The organism is Anaerotignum lactatifermentans (assembly GCF_016902535.1).
GTDB lineage: Bacteria > Bacillota > Clostridia > Lachnospirales > Anaerotignaceae > Anaerotignum > Anaerotignum lactatifermentans_A.
Map to the genome: position 1 here is coordinate 29,987 of NZ_JACSNY010000017.1, position 11,301 is coordinate 41,287.

Here is an 11,301-nt window from a genome sequence, read left to right on the forward strand (position 1 = left end):
GGGCTTTTGAAGCTGCCATGGAACAGAAAATATCTGGAGATCTGTTTTCACGTGGTGTTGACGGCAGGCGCTGTGGCTCTGCTGTGGGCGGTCATGAGCCGCCTCCCTCAGGCGAAAAATGTCATATTTGAAACGGCGGGGAAGCTCCTCGCCGTTTTTGCGCCCTTATTCTGGGCCATTGGCTTTGCCGTGGTACTGGAACCATTGACCAAGTTTTACGACAGGCGGCTGTTTTTTGGCAGGGAAAAGAAAAAGAACAGAAAAAAGGCGGCAGCGGCGGCTTATCTGACGGTGGGGCTGCTGCTGGGCGGTCTGGTTCTGTGGGTAGTACGAAAAGCGGGGACCATGGATGTGGAAGCCCTGGCGGCGCAGGCAGGGGACTTTGTGCTGTCCATCGGCGATCTTCTGGTGCTGCTTCAGCTGCGGCTGGCGGAATTCGGTCTGCTGCGAAATGTGGAGGGGCTGATTTCTCAGGGGGCTTTGCAGCTCAGTCAATGGCTGGAAAATTTTATTCTGGGAGCGGCGGTTTCTCTGCCAAAGGCTGGCGGCTATGTTCTGGATGCCGTCATTGGATTTACAGCGGCTTTTTACTTCCTGATGGAGAAGGAGCAGGTTTTTCTTTTCCTGCGGGATACGTCCACCGTGTTTTTTGGCCAGAGGTTTACGAAAACGGCGGCGGAGCTGTGCGGGGAATTCTATGGTTTGGTCATGGGGTATCTCAGCGGTCAGATCACCGATGCCGTCATTATGGGCATTCTTTTCGCGGCGGCCTTCTGGATCATTGGTATCCCCTATGGGATCTGGATTGGAGTGATTTCCGGTTTTTCCAATCTGATTCCCTATTTTGGGGCGATTATGGCTTTTCTGCTGGCGGTGCTGTCCGGTTTATTCAGCGGTGTACCCATACGGGCGCTTTTCGCGGCGGGGGCTATCCTTTTGCTCCAGCAGCTGGACAGTGCCGTGATCGTGCCTAAGGTGCTGGGAAAAAAGGTGGAGATGCATCCGGTGCTGGTTCTGCTGTCTTTGTCGGTATTCGGCGGGCTCTTTGGGTTTTGGGGGCTGGTCTGGGCGGTACCTCTGGGTGCCTTCTGCAAAAATCTCTTTTTCCGGCTATATCTGAGAAAACGGCGGAAAACATGACGTTTTTTTCCGGGTTTATGTGCAAAATATCACTTTTTTTTCTTATGGGGATATGATACAATATCTGTGCAATAGGAAATGAAGACATCCCAAATGTTGTGAAAGGTGGTTGAAACCTATGAAGGGTCTGGTAACAGACGCAAAAGGAAGTTTCGTGACAGTACACATTGTGCGGAAAGAAGCCTGCGGCGAATGTCGTGCCTGCTTCCGCGGCATGATGGAAAAAGATATGGACGTAGAGGCGAAGAATCTCTGTGAGGCGGAGATCGGCGATTGGGTTGAGCTGGAATTGAAGGACAATGCGTTTATGCATGCTGTTCTGATTATGTATGGCATCCCTCTGATCGGTCTGCTGGTTGGTGTGGTACTGGGCTATTTCTTCGCGGCGCCTCTGGTGCCTGCCATTGATGAAGGGCTGGTATCCTTTATCTGTGGGCTGATCGGTACCGGCATTTGCTATGCCGCTATCCACAGCCAGAACAAACGGTGGGAAAGCGGAAAGTATCTGCCCATGGCGACTCGCCTGACCACAGAGGACGCTTTGACAGACGGTTCCTGCAACGCGTAAGAAAGGTGAATTGAATAGAAACAGACAACAGGCTGGACGCTTTTCCATGGGAAGGCACCGGCCTGTTTTTTTGTTTGGGAACAAAGGCGGATGGACGGGCATATGATAAAAGCAAAAAGAGGAATGAATATGAAAGAACGTGTCATGTACTGGTGTGGAGAAGGGGAAAACTGTTCGCGTGCCATTTTGCGGGCGGCGGCGGAGAAATACGGATTCCCTTATACCGGGGAATTGGAAAACTGCTGTGCCGCTGTCAGCACCGGTTTCGGCATCGGCACATTTTGCAGCGGGCTCATTGCCTGTATTATGGTTCTGGGAATGCTTTTTGATCCGGAGGAGGCCAAGGCCAAACGTCTGGCGTTATTGATGACATTCAAAGAAAAATACGGCAGCCTGGACTGCGGCGCTTTATCCGGAGACCGAGCGGATTGTATTGCACTGATGGGAGAAATGGGCAGTATATTGGAAGACTGTATTGGCACGGTACAGGAGACGGCAGACTGAAAAAGGCCCCGTTGGCGAAACAGAGACTTTCGCTGACGGGGCTTTTTTGGCGGCGGATCATTCCTCAGAGGGAGCTTCCGAGGCGGAGGGCGCCTCCTTTTGGCGCAGGCGTTCGTTTTCCAGGCGCAGGGACGAAAGACGGGCTTCCAGTTGAGCCATCTGCTGGCGCCAGTTTTGTTCCGCCTGCTGCATCTGCGTCTCTTTTTGGGAGAGAAGCCGGGAAAGCTCTTCTCTATGGGCCTCCGCGGCGGAAATGCTTTGCTGCTCCGACTGAGAGGAAATACCATCGGGAAGATAGAACCATTCCGGATTGCCCAGGGTTTCTTCGGCAAAGGATTCCGACGGGTCCGACACCAGCCGACCTTTTTCCAGAGCGGGAGGCAGGTCTTCCGTCAGGCTTTCCACAGGGCCAAAGGTATGGCCGTTATCGGTGGAGATACAGCGGAAGGTTTCGCCGCCGGCGGTCCAGAGAAGGGAAAGGACCTCCTTCTGCTGGGTCAGAAGACAGGAGGTACAGCCCACGCCTTCCCAGATAAGGCGAGGACGGCTCATGGCGGAGGTTTGGCGGTAGCGGTAAAGGACTTGCGTCCGAAAGAGATTGCGTACCAGATACAGCAGATGGATTTTCTCGCCATGGTCGTGAATGGACAGATCCAGCCAGGGACTGGAAGTTTGGGCCAGGGGAGACAGACTGCCTACGGTAAAGGGGGACAGCAGCAGTTCCCGGGCGGACAGTGTAGTTTTTGCCGAGCGGTAATAGAGGATCAGATGGTTTTCACTGAGGCGCTTGGCCTGGAAAATAATCGAAGGGGACGGCAGAAAATGGTCGATGCAGTAGGGTTTCTGGCACTGCCCCTGACGATAGACCGTATACATCAGTCCATGGATGCCGGTATTGCCTATAGGCTGATGATAGATCAGATGCAGGGCGTCCTGCTGCGGTACCATGAAATAGGAAATGGGTTGCCGGCTTTCCTGCCGGAAAAGGACTCTGGGCTCCCAGCGGTACAGATCCGGCGAGGCGCTGAGGGTGACCTCCCCCTGTTGTGTGGTATACAGCAGATAAGTATAGTCCCGATAGCGGCAAAGGGAAAACCGGGGCAGGGTATGTTCCGCCAGAAGGAGCGGGGCCGCTGCCTGTCCGTGAAGGATACGGCAGAAGATACGGTCTTTTTCCTGATAAAATACAGCATCGCTGCCCTTTGGAGTATGAAGAAATTTTAAGTAAGGTGTCTGCATAATAAAACGCCTCCCAATGATTTGGAACAGTATATGCGGGAAAAAAGAAAAATAGGAAGAAGCTTATTTTAATTAAAACAAAAATAAAGATTGACTTTAATAAAATTAAATGCTATCTTAATAATATGAAAGAGGTGGTGAGATGGAACGGATACCGGAGTGGATCTGCCGTCTGGAGGCGGAGGATTTGGCGTTTATTAAAAACTTTGTGCTTTCCTCGGGTTCTTTAAAAGAGATTGCAGGGATTTATGGGGTGACATATCCTACGGTACGTTTGCGGCTGGACCGGCTGATCCAGAAAATAGAGCTGGCGGAACAGAAGGAGCAGGAACCCTATGTGCGGCTCATCAAGGAGCTGGCGATGGAGGACAAAATGGATTATGCCACGGCGAAAATATTGATCGAGGCATACAGAAAGGAAAAGGAGGGAAAGTAAATGGCATTTGCAACGGGTGTCATGTGGATCATATTATTTGGGATGGTACTGCTTGGGATTGGGTTTCTGGTGCTCCAGATTTTTTTATCCAGAGCCGAGAACAAATGGCTGGGGCTGATATTGCCGGGGATTTCCTTTCTTTTCAGTCTTCTGCTGATGGTTCAGGCTTCGGAGGCGGGAGGCGCCGTACGCAGTTTTCTGGTGGGAAACGCGGGGACGGTGGTATATCTGCTGATTTATTTCGCGGTTCGGGGGAAAAAGAAACGGAACGGGCAACTGGATCAAATGAAAATCAAAGACTTATAAAAACAGAATTGCCGGAATCCTTTTGAGAGAAAGGATTCCGGCAATATTTGTTTGCTTATGAAAATGCCTTTTGGTGTTCAGCCTAAGATCAGGGCTTTCAGAGCGAAGAACAGCGGCGGTACCAGCAGGGACGGCAGCATATTCAGTGTTTTCAGGTCTTTGATCTTTAAAATGCCGATGCCGGAGGACGCGATCAAAAATCCGCCGATGACAGAAATTTCGCACATGAGGGCGTCCGTCAGGAATTCTGAAAGGAAACCGGCAAACAGATAAATAGCGCCCTGCCAGCAGAACAATATCGGCGCGGCAAGAGCAATACCGATGCCGTAGGTGGAGGCCAGTACGGCGGAAGTGACCAGATCCAGAGTGGCGTTGGTCAAAAGATAGGTATGATCTCCATAGAGGGCGCTTTGGATGGGCCCAACGATGGAAAGCGTACCGATACAGAATAAAAGGATGGCGGTGGACAGACCTTCCCCTAAATTGGAAGAGGAAAAACGGCCGGTCAGAGACTGAAAACGGCGGTCGATATCCAGAATATTCCCTACTAGAGAGCCGATAGCCAGACTGGCGATAAACAGTACCGGATAGACACTGTTGGGCATATTCTGCACAATAGCGTTGATGCCCAGTCCAGCGGCGGCAAGGCCCATGGAGTTAAAAAGAACGTCCTGATACTGGGGCTTTACGCCTTTACGGAGCAGAGAGCCTACCACAGAGCCGATGAGTATGGTGCTGGTATTGACAATGGTGCCGATCATCATAAAAAACACATCCTTTTCTTTCGTATGAATTTTCTTTTGTATGTTGGAAAAAACAATATCAGTATATACCTAAAAAAGCCATCTGCGCAAGGAAAAAAACAAAAAAATGCCCTTTCCCGAAGGAAAGGGCAGGCAGAATCAAAGTTTTTCCGCTTCTTCCATCCACAAACGGGAAGAGGCATCGGAAGGCATCCGCCAGTCACTGCGAGGGGACAGACACAAAGCGCCGACCTTGGGACCGTCCGGCAGACAGGAACGCTTGAACTGCTGGATAAAGAAACGGCGGTAGAAGTTCTTCAGCCATTTCACCAGAGTGTCTCTGTCATAGCGCTGCTGGAAAGCCTGCTCCGCAAGATAGAGAACCTTATCCGGATGGAAGCCGAAACGCAGGATCTGGAACAGGAAGAAATCGTGGAGTTCATAAGGACCTACCAGATCTTCTGTTTTCTGATTGATCTTACCCTCCTGATCGGGAGGCAGAAGTTCCGGGCTGATGGGAGTATCCAATACATCGAAGAGGATATCGGAGGCCTTTTCGCTGAGAGTACCGGACTGCGCAACCCAATGGACCAGAACGCGGACCAGCGTTTTGGGAACGCCGGCATTGACACCGTACATGGACATATGGTCACCGTTATAGGTAGCCCAGCCAAGAGCCAGTTCCGAAAGGTCACCGGTACCGACTACCAGACCATTGGCCTGATTTGCCAGATCCATGAGGATCTGGGTGCGTTCTCTGGCCTGAGTGTTTTCATAGGTGACGTCATGGACGCTGGGGTCATGGCCGATATCGGAGAAGTGCTGCAGCGCCGCGTCGCGGATAGAAATTTCCCGTGTCTGGATGCCTAAGGAGGCCATCAGATCCAGGGCGTTATGGTAGGTACGATCGGTAGTGCCGAAGCCGGGCATGGTGACACCCAGTACATGGTCCCGGGGAATGCCCAGGTAATCACAGGCTTTGACGGAAACCAGCAGAGCCAGTGTGGAATCCAGTCCGCCGGAAATGCCGATTACCAGTGTATTGGCGTGGGTATGCTCCATACGGCGGGCCAGACCGGTTACCTGGATCTGGAAAATATTCTGGCAGCGGCTGTCCAGAGAGGAGGTATCCGCGGGAACGAAAGGCGCGTCGGAAACGGCGCGGGCCAGACGATCAAAGGAAGTATCCTCCAGTCGGAAGGAGATTTCCCGGTAGAAGCGCTGCGCATCCGGCTGGGAAAGCTGCTCCATAAAGGTAGTATGGCGGCGGCGTTCATTGGTCAGAAGCTCCAGGTCCACATCCCGGCTGACAACCTGCCCCTCTCTGGAGAAGGATTCTGTTTCGCCCAGAATTACCCCGTTTTCACAGATGAGGCTGTGGCCGCTGAATACAGCGTCCTGAGTGGATTCGCCGATGCCGGCGGAAGTATACACATATGCCGCCAGACAACGGGAAGCCTGCTGAGACACCAGCTGTCTGCGGTAAAGAGGTTTGGACGCCAGTTCATTGCTGGCGGAAAGATTCAGGAGTACAGTAGCGCCGTAAAGGGCGGCGTAGGAGCTGGGCGGGATCGGTACCCAAAGGTCTTCGCAGATCTCCAGTCCGATTTTCAGCCCGGGGACATTTTCAGCGGAGAAAAGCAGATCCGCGCCAATGGGCACTCTCTGTCCGGCAAAGGTGATCTCCTCGCTGATCAGGTCCCTGGAGGAGGAGAACCAGCGTTCTTCGTAAAATTCACTGTAATTGGGGATAAAGGTCTTGGGCACCAGACCCAGAATACGGCCGCGGCACAAAAGAGCGGCGCAGTTAAAGAGCTGATTGTCCAAAGCGACGGGAACTCCCACCGCAATTACCATATCCACATCGGCCGTAGCCGCCGCGATATCCTTGAGAGCTTCCTGGGCGCCATGAAGCAGAGGCTGCTGGAAGAAAAGGTCGGCGCAGGTATAGCCGGTCAGGGAAAGCTCGGGGAAGGTGAGGACTTTTACCTGCTGTTTCTGCGCTTCCCGGATGGCATCCAGGATCTGTTCTTTATTATAAATACAGTCGGCAACTTTCAGTCTGGGGACTGCGGCGCCGATTCTGATAAAACCATACATACGTTTGATTCACTCCTTAAAATTTTCTGAAAAGACCGATGACTTTGCCTAAGATCGTAACGTCTCGAACCATGATTGGGGTCATGGAAGGGTTCTCCGGCTGAAGGCGGACAAAGTCCTTTTCTTTATAGAATGTTTTGACGGTGGCGTAATCTTCGATCAAAGCCACGACGATATCGCCGTTATTGGCGGTATTCTGCTGGCGCACCAGGATCATATCCTTATCGAAGATGCCGGCGCCGATCATGCTTTCGCCCCGAACCTTGAGCATAAAGACTTTATCGTTATGGACATATTCCACCGGGATGGGGAAGGTATCCTCGATATTTTCCACGGCCAGGATAGGGCTGCCGGCGGTGATATTGCCGATAATGGGGACCTGTACCAGTTCCTTTTCCGGCAGGGCATAGTCCTCATCCAGAATCTCAATGGCTCTGGGTTTGGTAGGATCTCTGCGGATCAGACCTTTTTTCTCCAGTCTGGATAAATGTCCGTGGACAGTGGAGGTGGATTTCAGGCCGACGGCCTCACAGATCTCCCGAACGGAAGGGGGATAGCCCTTTTCCCGCACTTCCTGTTTCATGTATTCCAATATCTGCTTTTGCTTCGCGGATAATTCGTTCATGGGCTCACTCCTTGCGGTATTTTTTGAATTTTTCTTCTTTACTATACCACAGGAAGACAGCAAAATCAAACCTGTGTTCGTAAAAAACGAAAAAAGTTGTTGACAAAGAACGAATGTTCGTGTAATATGAGAACAGAAAAAGAAAATATGTTCGAAGAAGGGGTGAGATAGATGGATGGAAGAAGACGCAGAAGAATGGTACGGAAATCAAAAAAAGCGAGAAAAAACGTACTGGTACTGTTGACACTGGCATTGATTGTAGGGCTGGGTACCATTGCCATGGGTGCGCAGGGCGGAAAGGAAGGCAGCGTCTGCTATGAGTCCGTTCTGATCCATACAGGAGATACCCTTTGGTCCATTGCGGAGGAATATAAATCAGAGGGAGAAAAGACCGAACATATGATTGATGATATTCTGAAGCTCAATGGAATAAAAACGACGAAAATTCGTTCGGGAGAGCATATTCTGGTGCCTGTGGAAAAAGCGTCATAGATAAAGAAGAAAATCGGGCAAAGGAAAGAGAAGATGTTTTTCATAGATGGACAGCTGGCGTAAGGAGTGGGATTCTTACGCCTTTTTTAATTTTTTCTTTTTCGTATACATTTGTCCGTGGAAATGATACAATATAGTATAAGTACGATCAGTACGAAAGAAAAAGGGGGTTGAAGAATGCTGCCTTGGATTATTTTAATAGGAATTCTTGGTCTGGTGCTGGTATTTGCGGAGATTTTGATGCCGGGATTTGGTATTTTTGGAATTCTGGGCGCTGTGGCCATGATTGTTACAGCGGTCCTGTCCTATTTCTCTTATGGCATTTCCGGTTTTTTACTGGCGCTGGTACTGCTGGTGATCGTTTTCGCGGCGATGGTGGTCTTTGCGAAAAAAAGCGGGATGTACAATAAAGTCGTGCTGACGGCGAAGCAGGAGGCAAAGGATTTTGATGAGAGCGCTCTGACAGGACTGATGGGAATGGAAGGCGTGACACAGACAACACTGCGGCCCTTTGGTGTGGCGGATTTTCAGGGGAAAAGCGTGGATGTCTGCTCCGCCGGAGATTTTATTGATCGGGGGAAAAAGGTCAGGGTCACCAGAATCAGCGGGAAAACCGTAACTGTGGTGGAATGTGAAACAGAAAAATAAAAATGAATTAAGGAAAGGGGTCATTGTGGAATGGATTTGATATTATCATTGGTAGTGCCGATCATTGTGATCGTTGTTCTGGTTGCGGTCTTTTTGAGCTTTGTGCCGTTGGGATTGTGGATCTCCGCTGTTTCGGCAGGGGTAAAGGTCGGCATTTTCTCTCTGGTGGGCATGCGGCTGCGCAGAGTCCGCGCGGATAAAATTATCCGCCCTCTTATCAAGGCACAGAAGGCTGGTATGGACGTTAACGCCAATCAGCTGGAGTCCCATCTGCTTTCCGGCGGGCGCGTGGATAATGTGGTAGACGCTTTGATCGCGGCGCACCGGGCGAATCTGGATCTGTCCTTTGAACGGGCGGCGGCCATTGATCTGGCAGGACGAAATGTGTTTGAGGCGGTGCGTATGAGCGTTACGCCAAAGATTATCGAAACACCGTGGATCTCCGCGGTTGCCATCGACGGTATCGAAGTAAAGGTTATTGCGAAGGTAACCGTTCGGGCGAACCTGGGCCGTCTGGTGGGCGGCGCCGGGGAGGAAACCATCATCGCCAGAGTCGGCGAGGGGATTGTTACTACCGTAGGTTCTTCCCAGAGCCATAAAAGCGTATTGGAAAATCCCGATCTGATTTCCAGAACAGTGCTGGCAAAAGGTCTGGATAACGGAACGGCTTTCGAAATTCTTTCCATTGATATTGCGGATGTGGATATTGGCAGAAATATCGGCGCCCATTTGCAGATCCAGCAGGCGGAGGCCGACAAGCAGATCGCGCAGGCCAAAGCCGAAGAACGCCGGGCGACAGCTATTGCCAAAGAGCAGGAAATGCGCGCGGAGGTAGAGCGCATGAAAGCGAAAGTAGTGGAGGCGGAAGCGGAAGTGCCTATGGCAATGGCAGATGCGTTAAGAAGCGGAAATCTGGGGGTCATGGATTACTACCGGATGCAGAACGTGCAGGCGGATACCAGCATGAAAAACAATATTGGTTCTACCGATTTAACGGAAGTTTTGAGAAAGAAAGACGATTTGCCGAAAGACAAACAGTAAAAAAAGACCGCCTGCGGGGAATCTGCGGGCGGTTTTTGTATTTTTGAGACAGAGATAAAACAGAGAGAAAGGAGGGCTATTTTTGCGGGATATGATTCAAAAAGAACTGGAGAAGATCCAGAAAAAAGAAGAGCGGTTTTTGTCAGAAAGCAAAAAGGAAAAAACAGGTACCATACAGGAACTGACGGAGAAAATAGAGAAAAAGATTCCTTCTAAATTGAAAGAAACGCTGGATACAGCTTTTTATAAAGGGTTTTATCTGATATTTGAAAAAGGGACGGCAGTGGTGGAGAAGTCATTTAAAGGAGAAGAAATGGCTCTGGAATTTAAGGTCAATGATTTCCGCGTGGACCAGAGCCCAACAAGGCGTTCCCTCAAAAAGATGGACCGGCTGGCGGGAAAAAGCAAGAGCCTGAATTCCGCCATTACTACTGTGGAAGGCGCAGGTCTGGGGCTTCTGGGCATTGGTCTGCCGGATATTCCTGTGTTTATGGGGATGCTCATGAAGGGGATTTACGAGACGGCGGTGGGATATGGTTTTGACTATACCAAAGAGAAAGAACGGGTATTGATTCTGCGGATGATTTATACGGCATTGGCGCCGGAGGAAGAACGCAGACAGGCGGACCTATGGGTAGAGGACTGGATCAGCCACATGGAAGAACCGGATGTGGCCTATGATTTTGATGAGGAAGTAAGGGAAGCGGCGTCAGCGCTGTCTTTTTCCATGATGACGGCAAAATTTGTGCAGGGACTGCCGGTGGTAGGCGTTGTAGGCGGAGTGACCAATCTGATGACTTACCGCAGGATCATTGGGTATGCCGCGTTGAAGTACAAAAAAAGATATTTAAGAAAGAAAAGAAAAGAATAAAAAGAAGGGCCATTGTTCATACTATGACTGCAAGAAAAGTTTGCAGCTGAAGAAAACGAGGAGGTCTGGACAATGGAAAAGAACATGAACAAAAATATGGAGAAGAAAAACCAGAAGGGAATGAACAGAACAGAGTTTGCGCAGGAGTACAGCATTGACAACGGCAAACAGAATGGCAAACAAAACGAAAAGCAGAACAAGACCGGGAAAACAGGCAAGACAAACGGCTGATTTCAGGGTTGAAAAAGGAGGTAAGGGTATCCTTATCTCCTTTTCCTATGAAAGAGAATAATGTGCTGATAAAAATACAAAAAATAGTGTTGACATTCTTTCGGAAACGTGTATAATAAATAACTGTCACTGCCGAAACGCAGCGGCGAACAGGAAGTCAAATAGAAGTTAAGGAAATGAAAAATGTATGAAAAAAAGTACTTGACAGAAAAGAGACAACCTGATATACTAATCTAGCTGACGCTGATAAGCGGAAAGCAAGACTGATCCTTGAAAACTGAACAGCAGAAATAAACTTACAACCCATAGTCAATTTCAACGACAGATGAGTCTGTCGGATAAATGACAAGAGTTTGC

Annotated in this window: 14 protein-coding genes; 10 read left to right on the forward strand and 4 right to left on the reverse strand. The window is 50.1% G+C overall.

Annotated features, from left to right (window positions below):
- Positions 1–6: 6 nt before the first annotated feature.
- The 3 genes from H9X84_RS11050 (at position 7) to H9X84_RS11060 (ending at position 2,212) form a co-directional block, all read left to right on the forward strand.
- Entirely contained in the window at positions 7–1,140 is a 1,134-nt protein-coding gene (locus H9X84_RS11050; RefSeq protein WP_205134370.1) for an AI-2E family transporter, read from the forward strand.
- A 118-nt stretch (positions 1,141–1,258) separates the two neighbouring features.
- Positions 1,259–1,708: a SoxR reducing system RseC family protein gene (locus H9X84_RS11055; RefSeq protein WP_205134371.1), complete on the forward strand. Its 450-nt coding sequence runs from the start codon at positions 1,259–1,261 to the stop codon at positions 1,706–1,708.
- A 129-nt stretch (positions 1,709–1,837) separates the two neighbouring features.
- Positions 1,838–2,212: a C-GCAxxG-C-C family protein gene (locus tag H9X84_RS11060; RefSeq protein ID WP_205134372.1), complete on the forward strand. Its 375-nt coding sequence runs from the start codon at positions 1,838–1,840 to the stop codon at positions 2,210–2,212.
- A gap of 57 nt (positions 2,213–2,269) precedes the next feature.
- Here the strand turns inward: H9X84_RS11060 and H9X84_RS11065 are convergent, their stop codons facing one another.
- A complete protein-coding gene (locus H9X84_RS11065; RefSeq protein WP_205134373.1) occupies positions 2,270–3,451 on the reverse strand; it encodes a hypothetical protein in 1,182 nt (393 codons plus the stop codon).
- Between the two features lie 142 nt (positions 3,452–3,593).
- Between H9X84_RS11065 and H9X84_RS11070 the strand changes: the two genes are divergently transcribed.
- Both H9X84_RS11070 and H9X84_RS11075 read left to right on the forward strand, forming a co-directional pair.
- Positions 3,594–3,887 carry a DUF2089 family protein gene (locus H9X84_RS11070; RefSeq protein ID WP_205134374.1) on the forward strand — a complete coding sequence of 98 codons (294 nt, stop codon included), beginning with the start codon at positions 3,594–3,596 and terminating at the stop codon, positions 3,885–3,887.
- On the forward strand, positions 3,888–4,193 hold the full coding sequence (locus H9X84_RS11075; protein WP_243423745.1) for a hypothetical protein: 306 nt from the start codon (positions 3,888–3,890) through the stop codon (positions 4,191–4,193).
- Positions 4,194–4,270: 77 nt separating this feature from the next.
- Here H9X84_RS11075 and H9X84_RS11080 read toward each other — a convergent pair whose 3' ends face one another.
- The 3 genes from H9X84_RS11080 to lexA form a co-directional block, all read right to left on the reverse strand.
- The gene (locus H9X84_RS11080) at positions 4,271–4,957 is read right to left on the reverse strand and encodes a DUF554 domain-containing protein (protein WP_330612347.1); all 687 of its coding nucleotides are present in this window, start codon (positions 4,955–4,957) and stop codon (positions 4,271–4,273) included.
- 138 nt (positions 4,958–5,095) lie between these two features.
- Positions 5,096–7,036, reverse strand: a complete 1,941-nt coding sequence (locus H9X84_RS11085; protein WP_205134375.1) for an NAD(+) synthase — start codon at positions 7,034–7,036, stop codon at positions 5,096–5,098.
- A gap of 16 nt (positions 7,037–7,052) precedes the next feature.
- Complete coding sequence (lexA, locus tag H9X84_RS11090; RefSeq protein ID WP_205134376.1) at positions 7,053–7,661, reverse strand: transcriptional repressor LexA; 609 nt, start codon at positions 7,659–7,661, stop codon at positions 7,053–7,055.
- Positions 7,662–7,832: 171 nt separating this feature from the next.
- Between lexA and yneA the strand changes: the two genes are divergently transcribed.
- The 5 genes from yneA (at position 7,833) to H9X84_RS11115 (ending at position 10,944) form a co-directional block, all read left to right on the forward strand.
- The gene (yneA, locus tag H9X84_RS11095) at positions 7,833–8,153 is read left to right on the forward strand and encodes a cell division suppressor protein YneA (protein ID WP_205134377.1); all 321 of its coding nucleotides are present in this window, start codon (positions 7,833–7,835) and stop codon (positions 8,151–8,153) included.
- A gap of 177 nt (positions 8,154–8,330) precedes the next feature.
- Positions 8,331–8,801: an NfeD family protein gene (locus tag H9X84_RS11100; protein ID WP_205134378.1), complete on the forward strand. Its 471-nt coding sequence runs from the start codon at positions 8,331–8,333 to the stop codon at positions 8,799–8,801.
- A 30-nt stretch (positions 8,802–8,831) separates the two neighbouring features.
- Positions 8,832–9,842 carry a flotillin-like protein FloA gene (gene floA / locus H9X84_RS11105; RefSeq protein WP_205134379.1) on the forward strand — a complete coding sequence of 337 codons (1,011 nt, stop codon included), beginning with the start codon at positions 8,832–8,834 and terminating at the stop codon, positions 9,840–9,842.
- A gap of 91 nt (positions 9,843–9,933) precedes the next feature.
- Positions 9,934–10,713, forward strand: a complete 780-nt coding sequence (locus H9X84_RS11110) for an EcsC family protein (protein ID WP_243423746.1) — start codon at positions 9,934–9,936, stop codon at positions 10,711–10,713.
- Positions 10,714–10,785: 72 nt separating this feature from the next.
- Positions 10,786–10,944: a hypothetical protein gene (locus H9X84_RS11115; protein ID WP_205134381.1), complete on the forward strand. Its 159-nt coding sequence runs from the start codon at positions 10,786–10,788 to the stop codon at positions 10,942–10,944.
- The last annotated feature ends 357 nt before the right edge of the window (positions 10,945–11,301 follow it).

Coding starts and splice junctions, on each gene's coding strand:
- H9X84_RS11080 (WP_330612347.1), bottom strand. CDS start 4,957: ATGATGATCGGCACCATTGTCAATACCAGCACCATACTCATCGGCTCT.
- H9X84_RS11070 (WP_205134374.1), top strand. CDS start 3,594: ATGGAACGGATACCGGAGTGGATCTGCCGTCTGGAGGCGGAGGATTTG.
- H9X84_RS11110 (WP_243423746.1), top strand. CDS start 9,934: ATGATTCAAAAAGAACTGGAGAAGATCCAGAAAAAAGAAGAGCGGTTT.
- yneA (WP_205134377.1), top strand. CDS start 7,833: ATGGATGGAAGAAGACGCAGAAGAATGGTACGGAAATCAAAAAAAGCG.
- H9X84_RS11100 (WP_205134378.1), top strand. CDS start 8,331: ATGCTGCCTTGGATTATTTTAATAGGAATTCTTGGTCTGGTGCTGGTA.
- H9X84_RS11085 (WP_205134375.1), bottom strand. CDS start 7,036: ATGTATGGTTTTATCAGAATCGGCGCCGCAGTCCCCAGACTGAAAGTT.
- H9X84_RS11115 (WP_205134381.1), top strand. CDS start 10,786: ATGGAAAAGAACATGAACAAAAATATGGAGAAGAAAAACCAGAAGGGA.
- lexA (WP_205134376.1), bottom strand. CDS start 7,661: ATGAACGAATTATCCGCGAAGCAAAAGCAGATATTGGAATACATGAAA.
- floA (WP_205134379.1), top strand. CDS start 8,832: ATGGATTTGATATTATCATTGGTAGTGCCGATCATTGTGATCGTTGTT.
- H9X84_RS11055 (WP_205134371.1), top strand. CDS start 1,259: ATGAAGGGTCTGGTAACAGACGCAAAAGGAAGTTTCGTGACAGTACAC.
- H9X84_RS11065 (WP_205134373.1), bottom strand. CDS start 3,451: ATGCAGACACCTTACTTAAAATTTCTTCATACTCCAAAGGGCAGCGAT.
- H9X84_RS11060 (WP_205134372.1), top strand. CDS start 1,838: ATGAAAGAACGTGTCATGTACTGGTGTGGAGAAGGGGAAAACTGTTCG.
- H9X84_RS11075 (WP_243423745.1), top strand. CDS start 3,888: ATGGCATTTGCAACGGGTGTCATGTGGATCATATTATTTGGGATGGTA.